At 64.0% G+C, this 17,029-nt stretch carries 7 protein-coding genes; 3 read left to right on the forward strand and 4 right to left on the reverse strand.

The genetic code is table 11. From position 1 onward, the window contains the following. The first annotated feature begins 322 nt into the window (after positions 1-322). From Q9316_RS22395 to Q9316_RS22405, 3 genes are all read left to right on the forward strand, one after another. On the forward strand, positions 323-6,844 hold the full coding sequence (locus Q9316_RS22395; RefSeq protein WP_306035522.1) for a type I polyketide synthase: 6,522 nt from the start codon (positions 323-325) through the stop codon (positions 6,842-6,844). Between the two features lie 59 nt (positions 6,845-6,903). After that, entirely contained in the window at positions 6,904-8,403 is a 1,500-nt protein-coding gene (locus Q9316_RS22400; RefSeq protein WP_306035523.1) for an oligosaccharide flippase family protein, read from the forward strand. A gap of 74 nt (positions 8,404-8,477) precedes the next feature. Beyond that, positions 8,478-9,587, forward strand: coding sequence for a VirK/YbjX family protein (locus tag Q9316_RS22405; RefSeq protein ID WP_306035524.1), 1,110 nt, complete (start codon positions 8,478-8,480; stop codon positions 9,585-9,587). A gap of 82 nt (positions 9,588-9,669) precedes the next feature. Here Q9316_RS22405 and Q9316_RS22410 read toward each other — a convergent pair whose 3' ends face one another. From Q9316_RS22410 to Q9316_RS22425, 4 genes are all read right to left on the reverse strand, one after another. After that, positions 9,670-11,010, reverse strand: a complete 1,341-nt coding sequence (locus Q9316_RS22410) for an HlyD family type I secretion periplasmic adaptor subunit (RefSeq protein WP_306035525.1) — start codon at positions 11,008-11,010, stop codon at positions 9,670-9,672. A gap of 10 nt (positions 11,011-11,020) precedes the next feature. After that, entirely contained in the window at positions 11,021-13,108 is a 2,088-nt protein-coding gene (locus Q9316_RS22415) for a type I secretion system permease/ATPase (protein ID WP_443096514.1), read from the reverse strand. Between the two features lie 95 nt (positions 13,109-13,203). Beyond that, positions 13,204-15,192, reverse strand: coding sequence for a hypothetical protein (locus Q9316_RS22420; RefSeq protein ID WP_306035527.1), 1,989 nt, complete (start codon positions 15,190-15,192; stop codon positions 13,204-13,206). Between the two features lie 131 nt (positions 15,193-15,323). After that, positions 15,324-17,012 (reverse strand): hypothetical protein, encoded by a 1,689-nt coding sequence (locus Q9316_RS22425; protein WP_306035528.1) that lies wholly within the window; start codon positions 17,010-17,012, stop codon positions 15,324-15,326. Positions 17,013-17,029 lie beyond the last annotated feature (17 nt).

Here is a 17,029-nt window from a genome sequence, read left to right on the forward strand (position 1 = left end):
CACCATCCAAAGCCTGAAACATGATCGTTTCGATGAAATCTTCCGACGGTGGAAAGATCAACATGCACGACCCTGCGCATAAGGTTTAGCCCGCCAAGAGGATGGGAGGAGAGCGATACGCCCCCCCTTTCTTTGGGAGTAGCACGCACCCCGCCCGCTGACCGAAAGACGTAATTGTGCTTGTGCAGTTGCAGGTCACAATCGAAGACTGCAGCAGGTCTCCTGCCGCACAGGTTTTCTATGAATCCGGTCACGAAAGAGGGGGCCGCAAGCTGGCGGTGGTTCATCAAGAATACCCGCGGCAGTTCGGCGGTCGAGTAACATGCTGGACAGTTCAGGTCAGGATACCATCAGCGACATCGCGGTCGTCGGCATGGCGTTGCGTGTGCCGGGAGCCCGCAATGTCGGGGAATTCTGGCGCAATCTGCGCGATGGCGTGGAATCCATCCGCAGCCTTACACCGGACGAGCTTGCCCAGGCGGGCGAGGCGCCGGACCGCATCCATCATCCGAACTATGTGCGCCGCACGGCGGACCTGCCCGACATGGACCAGTTCGACGCCGATTTCTTCGGTCTCAGCCCGAAGGAAGCCGCGATCATGGACCCGCAGCACCGCCAATTCCTCGAATGCGCCTGGGAGGCGATGGAGGATGCCAACCGGACGCCGGACAGGAGCAACGGCCCCGTCGGCGTCTTTGCCGGCTGCGGCATGGGCAGCTACTTTTATTTCAACGTCTGCAGCAACCGCCAGCTCGTCGACCAGGTCGGCATGTTCCTGCTGCGCCATACCGGCAACGACAAGGACTTCCTGGCGACGCGCGCGTCCTTCACGTTCAACCTGCGCGGCCCGAGCGTCAACGTCCAGACGGCCTGCTCCACATCGCTCGTCGCCATCCATTACGCCAGCCAGAGCCTGCTGAACGGCGAATGCGACATGGCGCTGGCGGGCGGTGTGACCGTCGAGTTCCCGCATGCCAGAGGCTATCTCTACCAGGAGGGTGAGATTCTTTCGCCCGATGGCCATTGCCGCGCCTTCGACCATCGCGCCGCCGGAACCGTGTTCGGCAGCGGCGTCGGCATCGTCGTCCTGCGGCGTCTGGCGGATGCGCTCGCCGACGGCGACGTCATCCATGCGGTCATCAAGAGTTCGGCGATCAACAACGACGGCGGCAACAAGGCCGGCTATCTGGCGCCGAGCGTGACGGGACAGGCGGAGGCGATCATCGAGGCGCAGGCGCTCGGCGGTATTTCGGCGGATTCCATCCAGTATGTCGAATGCCACGGCACCGGCACGGCCATCGGCGATCCGATCGAGATCCAGGCCCTGACGGAGGCTTTCCGGCAGAGCACGAAACGGACCGGTTTCTGCCGTGTCGGCTCCGTCAAGACCAATATCGGGCATCTCGATACGGCGGCCGGCGTGGTCGGCCTGATCAAGGCGGCGCTGGCGCTCAAGCATGGGGAAATCCCGCCCACGCTGGGTTTCGAAAAACCCATTCCGGCCATCGATTTCGAGGCCAGCCCTTTCCTGGTGGCCGACAGGCTGACCGAATGGCCCGCCGGGAGCGGTCCGCGGCGGGCGGCGGTCAATTCGCTCGGCGTCGGCGGCACCAATGCCCATATCATCCTGGAACAGGCGCCCGCTCGCCAGATCCGCCGGGCGGCGGCGGAAGAACCGCTGCTGCTGTTTCTCTCCGCCCGCCAGCGCAAGGCGGTGGAACAGGCTGCCGGGCAATTGGCCACGAGGCTTTCGGACGAGCCGGATATCGCGCTCGGCGATGTCGCCCACACGCTGTTTTCCGGCCGCCGGCATTTCGAGCATCGCATGGTGCTGGCGGCCGGCAACCGGGAGGAGGCGATCGCAATCCTTTCCGATCCTAAATCCAAGCGCGCCTTCGTGCATTCGCCGGTCGAAGCCAATGCGGGTGCGGTCTTCCTGTTCCCCGGCGGTGGCGCCCAGCACACGGGCATGGCCCGATGCCTCTATCAGGGGGACGCCGCCTTCCGTGCCACCATCGACGAGGGGCTGTCCTATCTTCCGCCCGAAGCGGCGGAGGAAATCCGTTCCGTCTGGCTCGGCGCGGGCGGTGCGGACGCTGCCAAGGCCTTTCAACAGCCCTCGGTGCAATTGCCCGCGATCCTGATCCTCGAAATCGCGCTCGCCCGCCTGTGGATGTCCTGGGGCGTCGCGCCGGTCGCCCTTCACGGCCATTCGATGGGGGAGAACGCGGCGGCCTGCGTCGCCGGCGTGATGAGCTTGCGCGATGCCGTGCGGCTGGTGCGCCTCCGCGGCGAGCTTTTCGACAGCATCGAACCGGGCGGGATGCTCAGCGTTCCGATGGACCATGAAAGCCTGCTGGCGCTGCTGCCGCCCGAACTCGACGTCGCATCCGTGAACGCCCCGGGCCTTTGCGTCGTGTCGGGCCGCAACGGCGATCTGGAAGCTTTCCGTGCCAGCCTTGAAAAACGCGGCGTGGAGGCGTCCCGCATCCCCATCGATATCGCGGCGCATTCGCGCATGCTGGATACGATCCTGCCGCGCTTCGAGGCCTTCCTGCGCAGCATTTCCCTGCATGCGCCGGCCATCCCGATCATTTCCAACCGCAGCGGCGGCTGGCTGACGGCGGCAGAGGCCACCGATCCCTCCTATTGGGCGCTTCACCTGCGCTCGACGGTGCTGTTTGCCAAGGGCATGGAAACGCTCGGGCAAAGGGCGGGACACATCTATATCGAGGTGGGGCCGGGACGCGTACTCTCCTCGCTCGCCAAGGCGCAGGGCAGCATCGAAACGAACCGGATCATCAACAGCCTGCCGCACCCGGATGAAGACTGCGACGACCGGCAGCATTTCACCTGCGCGCTCGGGCGTGCCTGGGCGACGGGCCTTCCCGCCGCGGTGTCCCGCCTCATCGAAAGGCACAAGCCCAATCTGGTGACGCTGCCGACCTATCCGTTCCAGCACCGGCGCTACTTCATCGAAAGGACCGCAAGCACGGGGTCGCAGGATGCGGACGAAAAGCCCGTCATCAAGGAAGCGGACATGACCCGCTGGGGCTACCGGCCGGCCTGGAAACAGGCGCTTGCCGACTATGTCAGCGGGGCCGAGGCGACGATCCGCACATGGCTGTTCTTCCTCGACGAAGCCGGCGTCGGTGCGCAACTGGCCGAGCGGCTGCGCGGGCTTGGGCATCGCGCCGTCACGGTTTCCCTCGGCGACGCCTTTTTCCGGCGTGATGCCGATCATTACGTGCTGTGCGCGGAAGCGGGAAGGGCGGGTTACGATGCGCTCTTCTCCGGGCTGGCGGCCGATGGCGCCCTGCCGAGCCGCATCGTCCATATGTGGCTGCTGACGGAAACGGAAAGCTTCCGTCCCGGCTCGAACTTCTTCCACCGCAATCAGGAATGCGGCTTCTACAGTCTGCTGCATCTCGCGCAGGCGCTGGGTGGCGTCGCGACGGCCGACGACCTGCATGTCACCGTCGTGACCAACGGCATGCAGCGCGTGGCGGACGAGGGGCTTGCCTATCCCGAAAAGGCCACCGTGCTCGGCCCCGGCCTCGTCATGCCCAGGGAGATGCCGGGCGTGACGGTCAGGTTCGTCGATGCCGAACTGGACAAGCCCGCCGAAAGGCAGTCCTTCATCGACCGATGGAGAAATAAGCGCCGCGACCGGCCGGACCGGAACGGCCGACCGCTTGCCGAAACCCTTTGGGACGACCTGCTAGCAGTGCCGGCATCGGAAGTGATTGCCTATCGCAAGGATCGCCGCTGGCTGCGCGTCCATGACAGGCTGCCATTGCAGGATGGCGCCGGCGGCGAGGCGATGTTCCGGGAGAAGGGCGTCTATCTCTTCACGGGCGGCCTCGGCGACCTCGCCTTCGTCATGGAGAATGAACTGGCGGAGCGCTTCAAGGCAAGGCTCGTGCTCGTCGGACGCACCCGTCTTCCGCCGCGCGGCGAATGGCAGGCCTATGATCTTCTGCATGGCTACGACGCTGTGCGCCGCGCGACCTCCGTCATCCGCCGGCTGGAGGCGAAGGGTGCGCAGGTCCTCTACCTCACGGGCGACGTCACCAATCCGCAGGATATGGAGGACGTCGTCGAAAAGGCGCTGGCGCGGTTCGGCGAAATCAACGGTGTCTTCCACGCCGCCGGCATGGTGGACGACGACCTCATGCAGTCCAAGTCCGAGGACCGCATCGAGCGCGTGCTGGCGCCCAAGGCGCTCGGCACGACGGTCCTGGATGCGGCCTTCGAAAAGGTCGCCCTGGATTTCGTCATCCTGTTTTCCTCGACCAGTACCGATATCGCGCCGGCCGGGCAGGCGGACTATGTCGCCGCCAATACCTATCTCAATGCCTATGCCGAAAGCCGGGCGCACAGGACGGACCGGCGGACGGTCGCCGTTCACTGGGGCATCTGGAACGAGGTGGGGATCGCCGCGCGCGCGTCGCATGCGGCGCCTGCCGCAGGTGCCGCCCTGCCGGTATCCGGCGCGGCGAAGGGACCGTTCTTCCAGCACTGGGTGGAGGATGCGGACGGCGTGCCGTGGCTGGAAGCCGTGGTCGGTCCGGGGACCCATTGGGTACTGGACGAACACCGGCTCGTTTCCGGCCAGTCTGTCATGCCCGGCGCGGCCTATGTCGATCTTATCGCGCAGGCCGCGCGGGAATACGACCTGCCCGGCGCGCTGGAGATCAAGGATCTGGTCTTTCTGCGCCCGCTCGTCGTGAACGACGGCGAGACCCGGACGATCCGGCTGCGCTATGTGCAGCTTCCCGAAGGATATCGCGTCCTCCTGACGGCGGCGCGCGAGGGCGGCGGATTCGAGAAATATGTCGAGGCGGAGGTGAAGGCGAGCCCGGACGGCACCCACCGCGTTCGGGACATCGCTCCGGTTATGGCGCGCTGTGGTACCTGGCAAATGGCCGAGGCAGGGGGCAGCCTGCGCGCCGCGCAGGAAGATCACATCCGTTTCGGGCCGCGCTGGGGCGTGTTGAAATCCATCGCCTACGGGCGCGGGGAAGCTTTGGCCGAGCTGCAGCTGGCGGCCGCCTTCAAGGGCGACAACGAGGCCGGCGTCCTCATCCACCCCGCGCTGCTCGATCTTGCGACCGGCTTTGCGATGGGCCTGATCGCGGACTACGATCCGGCGTCCGTGCTGTGGGCGCCCGCCACCTATGGGCATATCGTGGTTGCCAAGCCGCTCCCGACCCGCATCCTGAGCTGGGTCCGGCTTGCCGACAGCAGCGATTTCGGCAGTGATTATGCCGCGTTCGACGTCACCATCGTCGCGCCGGATGGCGAAATCCTGATCGACATCAAGAACTTCGTCATCCGCCGTCTCGGCCACGACCTGAGTTTCGCCGAGCCGTCATCACTGGCGGACATCCGTTCGCCGGAGGACCCGGTGCGGCGGCCACCGCCGTCGCCCGCCCTTTTGAAGCTGGAGGCCATGGTGCGGCAGGGCATTCTGCCCGCCGAGGGCTTCGAGGCGCTGGTGCGGGCGCTCGGCACGCGCGAAGTGCAGCCGATTCTCAGCTCGATCGGCCTAGAAACGCTCTGCGCCCGCGCAAGGCAGGCCGAGGAGCAGCTTTCCGCGCCAAGCATCGGCTTCGAGCGCCCCGAACTGGAAAGCGAGTATGTCGCGCCGCGCAACCCGGTCGAGGAGACGCTTGCCGGCTATTGGCGGGAGTTGCTCGGCGTCGGACAGATCGGCATCCATGACAGCTTCTTCGACATGGGCGGCCACTCGCTGATTGCCGTTCGGCTTTTCCGCATGATCAAGGGGCAGTACGGCATCGACTTTCCGATTTCCGTGCTGTTCGAAGCGCCGACCATTGCCCAGTGCGCCGATCTCATTCTGGCGCAGAAGCCGGGGGCAGGAGAAACGGACGCGGCGGATTCGGAGGTGCGCGAAGCGGCGCCCACCAAGAGCACGCTCACCCATCTCGTTCTCATGCATCCGGGCAAGAACAGGGTGGGCATTCCGCTGTTCGTCTGCGCCGGCATGTTCGGCAACGTGCTCAATCTGCGGCATCTGGCGTTGACGCTCGGTGCCGACCGGCCGGTCTATGGCTTGCAGGCGCGGGGGCTCTACGGGGACCACGAGCCGCATGAAACCTTCGAGGAGATGGCGCGCGACTACATCGCCGAAATCCGGACCGTGCAGCCGGCAGGTCCCTATCTCCTGGCGGGCTATTCCGGCGGCGGCATCGTCGCCTATGAGATCGCCCAGCAACTGGTGGCGCAGGGAGAAGAAGTCTCCCATCTGGTAATGCTGGATACGCCCCTGCCGACACAGCCGCCCCTCCATCTGCACGACCGCGTGCTGATGAAGCTGCAGGACATACGTCGCCACAGGGGGGCGTTCGTCCGCAACTGGCTGAACGATCGTCGGCGCTGGGAAACGGAGAAGCGGGAAAAACGCCTGGCGGAGGCCCGCGATGTCGCGCCCGAGCAGTTCAACAACAGCAGGATCGAAAGCGCGTTCCTGCGGGCGCTGCGCTGCTACGAGCTGAAGCCATATGGCGGGGAGGTCACCCTCCTGCGGCCGAAGCCGGCGGTGCATTACCGCCTCACCGGCGGGCGCTGCCTGCAGCAGAACCGTAACATTCTGCTCGCCGACAACGGCTGGACGCCGCATGTCCCGAGCCTCAGCGTGCACGAGGTTCCCGGCGACCACGACAGCATGGTCCTGGAGCCCTACGTGCGGGTGCTTGCGGAGAAGATAGCCACGAGCGTCAGAACGACAATGCCTGTCCCCGGTATCGAGCCCGGCGAAGGGGCCGGATGCGAAACGCAGGTTCGTGCCCGGTCGAGAAGACTTGGCGAGCCTGCCTGAGCATCGAGATGGCGCCCGCCCGCGAAGGGACGCGTAGATGAGGAATAGGGAGAGAGGGATTGGCGTCTGTCATACGTTCCACCACGGGCGCCGATAAGCACTCCTCAAGCGACGAGGCACGGGAACAGTCTGACGTCTCCAGCCCGGCCTCCGTGGCCGAAGAGCCGCCGGCCGCGCCCGCTCGAGGAGGTTTTCGGGGTCCGATTCTTCAGGCGGCAAGCTGGTCCATGGGCGGCTATATCGCCTCCCAGTTCCTGCGGATTTTCAGCAATCTCATCCTGACGCGGCTGCTCGTGCCCGAAATGTTCGGCCTTATGGCCGTCGCGACCATGGTGCAGATCATCATCTTCATGCTGTCCGACATCGGGCTGCGGCAGGCGGTCATTCAGAGCAAGAGCGGCGACTCCCGCGATTTCCTCGATACGGCCTGGACGCTGCAGGCGATCCGCGGCTTCCTGATCTGGTTTATCTGCATCGCCGTTGCGCTTGCCTTCGCCGAGGCGAACCGGCTGGGGGCCTTCGCGGCCGGGTCCGTCTATACATCGACAGAGCTACCCTCGATCATCATCACCGTGGCCTTCACCTCCGTCATCGGCGGCTTCCAGTCGACGAAGCTCATCTCCTGCGCCCGCCATCTCGATCTCGGGCGCGTGACGGCCATCGAGATGCTTTCGCAGATCGTGGGCCTCATCGTCGCGATCGCGCTGGCGTGGCTGACCCGCTCGATCTGGTCTTTCGTCGCGTCCGCGCTGGTCTCCTCGCTCGTCCTCACCATCCTCAGCCACACGCATATTTCGGGCTACGCCAACCGTTTCCGTCTTGAGCCGAAGGCGACCGGGGAACTCCTGCGGTTCGGCCGTTGGATCATGCTGTCGTCGACCTTTTCGGTGTTCGCGTCCAATGGCGACCGCGTGTTGCTTGCGGGCTGGATCAGCCAGGCCTCGCTCGGTCTCTACGTCCTTGCCTACAGCCTCGTCGCGATCCTCGAGGGCGCTGGCGGCCGCCTGTTTACCTCCGTGGCCTCGCCGACGCTCAGCAAGGTGACGCGCGAACGTCCGGAAATGCTGCGCAGCGTCTATTACAAGTTCCGTTTGCCGTTCGACATGTTCTTCGTCGGTGGCGCCGGTCTCCTCTATGGATCAGGTGAGGCGATTATCGATGTTCTCTATGACGATCGATATTCCGGGGCCGCAATCATTCTTCAGATATTGTCCTGTGGATTGTTGGTTTCAAGATTTACAGTATTTTCATTGGTTTACATCGCGTTGGACGAAGTCCGTTACCTGAGTTTTCTAAATATCGTCAAGGCAATATGCCTTTTTACAATCGTTCCTGTTTGTTATTGGCTTTTCGGGTTCAACGGTGCGTTGTGGGCGATTGCCCTGCATGCATTGCCGACTGTACCGATGATCCTATACCTAAATAGACGATATGGGCTAAATAGCCTCTTCTTCGAAGCCGCAATTCTGTTATTATGGCCCGTGGGATATGTATTGGGAAGTCTATTTTCCCACGCGCTGGAAAGCCTTTACGGACTGGGGGATGCCTTCCTTCGGTGAGCGGTGATTTTCAGAAAGGTCCCTGAAACCTGTGCGTGGGGTCGTTGGAGCGGTCGGAACCGGAAAACCGGTTCGTGACCTCGCCGTCGATCTTGCGCCCTGTTCCCGTTGTTTTGCAAGGTGGCGTCGTTGCGATGACTGGTACGTTTCACGTTTTGGAAGAAAGCAGCGACGAGAGCCTGGAACCTGCCGTCGCTGCGGGATATCAAAGCCAGCCGCCCGCTCTTGGCAGTGTCCCTGGTTTCTGGACCAAGGTTGTGTCCTTCGTCTGGATGGTCGGGCTGGTCAGCCGGGCGCTGACGCGCATCGCCTTCCGGCAGAATATGGGGCATCTCAAATTGCGGGTGCGGCTTCTGTTCGCTACCCTTTGTCATGCTCCGCAGGTCGGGGCTCTTTTTCGCCAGGGGCCGCCGGCGTTGCAACGCATTGCGCGCGAACGCCCGGAGACCGTGATCGGTCCGCTGCTTTGGCCTTATCTGTGTGCAAGCTGGAGCGTCGAGGAACGGTTGCACTGCATCAGCGATCATTATCGGATCATCGGCGGGTTGGAGGGTCCCTTTCCCTTCGCAGTCGACGAAAGGCTGGTGCTTGCCACACTGGATGAGGTTTTCCCCGGCCTGCGTATCGTCATAGACCAGCCGCTCTGGCTTATTCGCGAAGGCGGCCTCACGCTCAGCCTGTTCGTCGACGATTTTCGCGCCTATTCATTGGCCTTCTCCTTCATGGAGGCCCCCATGAGCATGGGCATCTATTGCCTGATCGGGTCGGTCCAGGGCCGCAGCACCAGTGACGCCATGGAGCTTTATCGCCAATTGACCAAGGCGGCGCATGGCCTTCGTCCGCGGGACCTGTTGATCGAACTCTGCCGGATCCTCTGCCGCCACTGGGAGGTGAAGCGGCTGCTCGGCGTGCGCGACAGCGAGCGCTATGACCGTCATCCGTTCTTTGGCGGGAAAACCGCCACGGCGCAGGATTACGATGCCATATGGCAGGATCGCGGCGGTGTGCTGGATAATCCCTATTTCTATTTCCTGCCCTTGGCCGCCGAACGTCGGGACGAAGCGGACATCAAGCCCAACAAGCGATCCCTGTATCGGGGCCGCTATCGCTTCCTCGATCAGCTGGAAGTCGAAGTAACCCAGCGCCTGCCGAGCCTTCAGCCGCAATGGTTTGCGGACCGCTGAAGAGCCCGTTTTCTGAACAGCGCTTTTTGCCGTCGGAAGAGCCACCCGGTCCGGGCCGGGTGGCTGTATCCCAAAGGCGTTGTCAGCGTTCGGTGAAGGCGCGTGACATGCTGTCGGTGATCGGCTTTACGATATAGCTCAGGAAGGTTCGTTCATGCGTCTGTATCATGGCTTCAACCGGCATTCCGGGATGCGGAGAGAACCCCCTGACGCGTCCGAGCTCCTCGGCCGAAACGTTGATCCGCGCGATGTAGACGTCATGGGTCGTCAGGCCCGCCTTGCTGTCTTCCAGCGCGTCGGCCGAGACGTAGAACACCGAGCCCGTAAGAACGGGCGTGGTGCGCTGGTTCAGTGCGACGAGACGGACGCTTGCCATCTGGCCGATCTTGACGTTGTCGATCTCGTTGCGCGAGATCTTCGCCTCGATGATGAGCGGCACGCCCGCCGGCAATATCTCCATGATGCCCTTGCCGCTTTCGATCACCCCGCCGGTCGTGTGGTAGTAGGTCCTCACGACCGTACCGGACACCGGGGCGAGGATGGTGGCGCGGCGCAGGACGTCGTCAGCCTCGCGTGACTGTTCACGCGCGGCGTCCCGGTCGCCCTGGATCGATTGCAGCCGGTCGAGCGCATCCTCCCGGTAGTTGTCCTCAGCCTGGGCCACCTCGCGCTGTTCCTTGAGCAGTTGGGCTCCGGTTTCAGCTATTTCGGCTTCCAGCCGCCCGATCTGCCCTTCCGCGTCGACGATCGCGCGTTGCAGCGTCCTAACTTCGGTCGCGCGCAACAGGCCTTTGGTCAGCAGCTTGCGCTTGCTCGCATATTCCTCCTTGAGCAATTCGACCTGCCGAGCGATGGCCTCCTTCTGGTTGGTGTACCCGTCGCCGCGGAATTCCAGCGCCTTTGCATTCTGCTTGAGGAGCGAGATTTCCGTGGAGAGCTTGATGCGCTGTGCCTTGAAGTTGAGCTGCTGCGTCAAAACGATCTCGGCGACGTCAGGATCGTGCTTGAACTCGGCGACGAAATCCGGGACGGTCATAATCTCCGCGTTCTCGGACTGCGCGGAAAGACGCGCCGCCGTCACCTCCAGCCGGACACGGCGGAGGAAGATCTCGCGTTTCCTGGAAAGCGCGGCCGTCTCGTCGAGGCGCACGACCGGCTGGTTCTTCACCACCTGGTCGCCTTCCTTGACGATCAGCTCCTTTATGATGCCGCCCTCGAAATGCTGGACGATCTTGTTGCGGCCGGTCGCCACGAAGCTGCCCTGGGCGATCACCGCGGCGGCCAGCGGCGCCGTCGCGGCCCAGGTGCCGAACCCGCCGAAGGCGACGCCCGCCAGCACCATTCCGGCGACCGTCTGTTTCCAGATCGCCCGCGGGACCTCCGAATACCACTCGATATCATGCAATCTGGCAGTGTCGGTCATGATCTGGTTCCTATTCCAACTGATGGCCGAACGAGCCGGTATCGATGCTGATGCCGCGCGCCTCGATGGCGCTGAGCACGTCCGTGCGCATGCCGAACAGGGCGACGGTTCCGTTGACCAGCAGCAGGATCTTGTCGACGGTGCTCAGCAATGTCGGGCGCTGCGTGATCGTGGCGACGGTGATCTTGTTCTCCTTGGCGTGCCGGAGCGCCCGCAGAAGCGCGGCGTCGCCGGCATTGTCGAGGTTCGAATTCGGCTCGTCCAGGATGACCAGGCGGGGATCGCCGAAGAATGCGCGGGCAAGCGCGATCCGCTGCTTCTGCCCGCCGGAAAGCGGAGCGCCGTCCGCCGCGACCACCGTTTCATAGCCGTGCGGAAGGTTCGCGATCATCTCGTGGACATCCGCCAGCATGGCCGCGCGGTATATCTGCTCGTCCGAGGCGTCCGTGCGCATCCTTGCGATATTGGCCTTGATCGTGCCGGGAAAGAGCTGGACGTCCTGCGGAAGGTAGCCGATGTTTTCGCCGAACTGCCGCTGGTCCCAGTTGCGGATGTCCATGAGATCCAGCCGCACATTCCCCGAGGTCGGCAGGATGGAGCCGACCAGCATCTTGCCGAGCGTGGTCTTCCCGGCCCCCGAGTTCCCGATGATGGCGAGCGAATCGCCGGGCTGCAGCGAGAAGGAGATGCCGTTGAGCACGACGCGCTTGGTGCCCTGCGGCACATAGAGCAGCCGTTCGACATCGAGCTTGCCCTGCGGCTTCGGCAGGTTGAGGCGCTCGAAATTGAACGGGGACGATTTCAGGAGGGCGGATATCCGGCCATAGGCGGCGCGCGACTGGCTGTACTGGTTCCAGCCCTCGATCGCGCCCTCGATCGGCGCGAGCGCGCGGCCGGCGACGATGGATGCGGCAATGACCATGCCGCCCGTCATCTGCCCCTCGATCGCAAGATAGGCGCCCCAGCCGAGCATGCCGATCTGCGTCATCAGGCGGAAGGCCTTGGAAATGGCCGCGATCGCGATGTTGCGATCCTGCGCGATGACCTGCGACTTGAGCGAGGAGGCCGTATCCTTGCCCCAGATCTGCACGGTCTCCGGAATCATCGCCAGTGCATTGATGATCTGCGAATTGCGCGACATGGATTCCAGGTGGAGATTGGCCTTCACCTGGTCCCTGTTTGCTTCGGCAAAGGGTTCTGCCGTGACGCGCTGGTTGAACAGCGTGAAGGCCAGCAGCAACAGGGCCGTGACCACGACGATCAAGCCGAGATGGGGATGGATCAGGAAGACGGCCAGCACGAAAAGCGGGGCGATCGGCGCATCGAGGAAGGACAGCAGGGTGCGCGAGACGAGGAAAGAGCGGACCTGCTGAAGATCGTTGAGGACCTGGTACTCCCGTCCGTTGCTGTGAAGCGAGGCGCGGGCCGCCGCGCTCAGGATGGGCGCCCCGAGCTGGGCGGCCACTTCCACGGCGGTTCGCATGAGGATGAAGCGGCGCAGGGCATCGAAGGCGGCCTGAAGGATGACGGCCATGACGATGACGATGGTCAGCATCACGAGCGTATCGAGGGAGCGGCTGGTCAGCACCCGGTCCGATATCTGGAAGAGATAGACCGGAATGGCCAGAACGAGGATATTGCTGGCGATGGTGAACAGCATCACGATCGACAGGTTGAACCGGACCGCCTTGACCCCGGCCCGCAGGCTGGCGGAAAAATCCACCGGCGGAAGGCGTTTGTGAAACGTGCCGCCGCCCGTTCCCGACCCGGATCCGCCGCCGGTATCGCCCGGCATCTTCTTGTCGGAGTCCCGGGCCTCGGTTCGCAGCGGACCGGTATTGCCGTCGATGGTGATCATCCCTTCAGGCCCCTTGGCCTGGGGGGTGTCGCGTCCCGTTGGCCTGGCGCGGGCTTCGCGGATGGGATCAGCCGTCTTCGCGCTGCGCGGTATGTCGACGACATCGGCGACGACGACCTGTTCGGGCGGCGTTGGCTGGGTTTTCTGGGGATTGGGGGCCGGACCTGGCCTTGCGGATGTAGAGAAAGTGCTCGTGGACGACAGTTTCACGCATTCTTCCACGGCCCGCTCCAGTCTCATGTAGGTGTCATCGCTCTCAGGCTGCCGACCGGCTCCCGTATCCCGGGCCGGCGAAAGCTCTGCCCGCCTTCCTATTTCGGCCATGTGCTTCCCCTCTATCCAAGCATGTGTTGCAGCCCGTCGCCCTGATCGTAATGGTCGTGCCCGGACGAGATCGGCGTGCTCGTCTCCTGCACGTCGTCGCCGAGCATCGAATTGTCGAGAAACGCGATCGCCTCGTTGACCAGCGCATCGGGGTCGCAGGCGGCGAGTTCCGGCTGGTCGGTGACCAGTCCCGCCTGAAACAGCGTTTCCTGGGAATATTGCCCGCCGCCGACATAGGTCTTGCCGATGGAATCCAGGTCGAGGATCGCGGCGTTGTTGATAAGCGCATTGCCGCCGGTAGAAACCGACCAATCTGCACCCGGTTGCGGCGCGACGGCGTTCATGGCGAGCGCGATCTGGTCGTTGTCGCCCATGATGCTGACCTGCTTGATGTACTGCGTGTTCACCAGGTCGCCGTGCACGTAGAGCACGCGAAGCCCCGCAAGGCCGGCAAAGGCTGGATCCTGCAGCACCCCGTTCGAAAGCGACATGTTTCCCGCCGCCATGTCCTGCGCCGTGTCCAGGTAGGCGGAGGGCAGGGTGTCGAACCGGTCCGCGCTGCCGATGTTCTGGATATGGGCATGGTTCCATAGAAGGTTGCCGGAACTTGCGATCGTGCCGGCGCCCGTCGTCGCGAAATTCGAGACCGCGCCCACGACGTCGTTGTCGAAGAGGATGTTGGTCTGCTGAATGATGTTCGCGTCATAGATCGAGCCGCCGACGATGATCAGGTCGTAGGCCGCGCCGATCTCGAAGATCGATACCTGATTGGTGCTCAGGTTGCCGCCGGCCATCACGCTCGTCGTGACGCCGGAGGACGACAGGACGCCGATATCGCTGTCCGACATGAAGATGTATTGCTGAAGCCAGTTCGTGATGATCAGGTCGCCCTGGATTTCGGCGACGGCCCATGCGCTCGGGAATCCGCCCTTCGCGGTCTGCGCGGCGCCGTCGTCGCCGATGGGGTCTGTCCGCTCGAAGGTGGCAATATTGTATATCTCGTTCGGCTGGCTTTCCTGCGTCCAGGTCTTCACTGCGTCGGTGATCGCATCGGTGTCCCAGACCGCGTTGACCTGGATGACGGCGTTGATCTCGACGTGATCGCCGACAGCGGCCGTGACCTTGGCGCCGACCCAGAGATTCTGCACGACGGCATTGTTGACCGTGGTGTTGCCGCCGGCTTCGACCTCCACCGAATTCTGGATCTTGATCGACCCGTCCGGCGAGATCACCGCATTGGATTTCGGCCCGTCTTCGGTCTCCGGCGTGTCGTCCGGTTTGTCGAACTTATGAAAATCCTCCAGTTTCGGCGCCTCGTCGACAAGTTCGCCGTTGACGTACACGCCGGCGATGGTTTCCGACTGAAGGACGAAGTCGTCGCTTACCTCCTCGGAGGCGGTGACGAGCGCCTCCAGCTCAGCCGTCATCGACTGGATGACGGCGATCAGTTCGGCGCTGGAGCCGGGGATTTCGTGCTCGCCGATCGGAGACGCGGAAAGGACGTCTTCGGCCTTATGCAGGTAGTCGGCGTTGTCGACAGCTTCGGGAGAGAAACGCAGTCCGTTGCCGCCGACGCTGAAGTAGTCGTCGTCGACGAGCGATGCCGCCTGAATGATATAGTTCGCGATCGATCCGGGCGGGTCGATCTCGAAGATGGCCTTCGCATGCCCCACGCGGATTGCCGGATCCTCGTCCAGCACGTCGGCGAAGCGGGCGTGGCCGCCCTCAAAGACGGGGGCGGGATGAAAATGGCCTTCGAACACGTAGGACGGCGGCAAGACCGGCATCACGTCGCCGGGCGCCTTGTACCGGACGTTCGGGTCGAAGCCGAGCAAATCGTAGGAGGCGTCGAAATCCGCATGCCAGAGCGGGTGCACCGGCACATGGTCCTTCGCGACGAGATAGGAGAAATCCGTGTAGCTTTCGCGCACGCGCGCGTCTTCGACGATCGTATGGAAAAGGCCGATAAAGTGGGAAATTTCTTCGGTGATCCTGTCCATGACCATGACCCCGAACCTCAGCCATCAACTCACTCAGCTGCAAGTTCTTCAGAGATGAAGAGGACTGCGCGGATTTCCCGCGCAGTCCATTGACGTAGCCTTCGCCAACTCACGCGAAGGAGGGCTGTGTCTTACGTCCCATCGTCGATGTCGTCGCCGACCGTGGTGCTGGACAGGTTGCCGCCAACGATCGTCATATCGATTGCATTCTGCTGCAGGTTCGCACCCATGACGATGTCCTGGTTGAAGGCGCTCGTATCGATGGAGGCGTCCGTCGAGGCCGAGCTCGTACCGGTGACGAACCCGTCGTCGCCGTTGCTCGAACCCCAGGTGCCGCCCGCACCACCCGCACCGCCGTCACCGGTCGTTGCGCTGCCGCCGGCGCCGCCGCTCCCGGCGTTGCCGCCGAAGGCCCAGCCACCGACCGCGCCGCCGCCGAAGCCGTCGGCCCAGGCACCGCTGAGCGCGGCCCCACCGGCACCGCCGGTCGCCCAGGCGTCGCCGCCCGTTGCATCGCCGCTCGTGGCGTCGCCGCTTGCGGCATCACCGCCGGCGCCGTCTCCGCCAGCCCCGCCGGCACCACCGGCGCCAGCGCCGGTGCCTTCGCCGAAGCCTGCGCCGAGGCCTGCACCGAGAGCATCACCACCCCCGCCGCCGGCACCTGCGCCGGAAGCTGCGCCACCTGCGCCGCCTGCACCGCCTGCGGGATCGCCGCCGTCACCGGCATTATTGGCGCCACCAGCTCCGGTCGATCCGCCGCTGCCAGCGTCGTTGTCGACGAAAAGCGGATTGATCAAACCCAGGCTGCCGGCCAGGGTCGTTGCCGCGCCGCCGGCGGAAGCACCGCTGTCGCCGCCGTCGGAGGCATCGCCGCCGTTGGAGTCGCCGGCATCGCCGCCGTCACCGCCGTTGCCGGCCGTGTTGCTGCCGCCGCTGGCACCGTCACCAGCCATTGCAAGGCCGGCGCCGAGGCCGAGGCCGAGACCCAGGCCGAGCCCGAGGCCGTCACCGCCACGACCGCCATTGCCGCCGTTGCCGTTGCCGCCACTGGCCGAGCCGGAATCGGCACTGCCGCTGTCGCCGTCGCCGCCGGTGGAATCGCCGCCGTCGCCGTCACCGGCATTGGCCGTGCTTGCTGCCGCGCCGCCTGCACCATCGCCGCCGAACGCGAAGCCGCCAAGGGCTGCGCCGCCGCTGCCGCCATTGCCGCCGGCGGCATAGGCATCGTTGCCGCCGTCACCGCCGCCGCCGCCGGCATCGATGCCGTCAGAGGAGATGGCATGGCCGCCGTCGGAAGTCGGCGTCAGGGTGAAGTTGCCGGAATTGCCGACCGTGGCATTTTGCAGGTGGTCGTTGTCCTGGATATTGGCGACCTGGCTGAAGACGTTGCCGACGTCGTTGCCGTCGCCCGTCAGGGCATCGTTCATTACGTCGTCGATGCGGATGTTGAACATCCCGTCGATGGAGCTGTCCTTCATATCGACATCGGCGAAGTCATTGTCTTCCGGCAGGTAGTCTTCCAGCCCGACGCCGACGCTCACGGCGACTGAGGTCGTGCTGATGTTTTCGTTTACGTTGAGATTGCCGTTGAGATTGCCATTGCCATTCAGGTTGCCGTTACCGTTCAGGTTGCCGTTCCCGTTCCCGTTGGCATTGCCGTTCCAGGATTCGCTGCTCTGGTGCTGGCCCTGACCTTGGCCCTGTCCTTGGCCTTGTCCCTGGGCCTGCTCTTCCTGCTGCTGCTGCTGCTGCCGTTCCTGCTGCTGTTGCTGCTGTTCCTGGCTGTCGTCGAACAGATCGAAAAGAGTTTGCTTTACCATGACTGCATCCTCACATT

It is taken from the genome of Shinella zoogloeoides, assembly GCF_030733845.1.
Taxonomy (GTDB): domain Bacteria; phylum Pseudomonadota; class Alphaproteobacteria; order Rhizobiales; family Rhizobiaceae; genus Shinella; species Shinella zoogloeoides_C.

Coding starts and splice junctions, on each gene's coding strand:
- Q9316_RS22395 (WP_306035522.1), top strand. CDS start 323: ATGCTGGACAGTTCAGGTCAGGATACCATCAGCGACATCGCGGTCGTC.
- Q9316_RS22425 (WP_306035528.1), bottom strand. CDS start 17,012: ATGGTAAAGCAAACTCTTTTCGATCTGTTCGACGACAGCCAGGAACAG.
- Q9316_RS22420 (WP_306035527.1), bottom strand. CDS start 15,192: ATGGACAGGATCACCGAAGAAATTTCCCACTTTATCGGCCTTTTCCAT.
- Q9316_RS22410 (WP_306035525.1), bottom strand. CDS start 11,010: ATGACCGACACTGCCAGATTGCATGATATCGAGTGGTATTCGGAGGTC.
- Q9316_RS22415 (WP_443096514.1), bottom strand. CDS start 13,108: ATGAGACTGGAGCGGGCCGTGGAAGAATGCGTGAAACTGTCGTCCACG.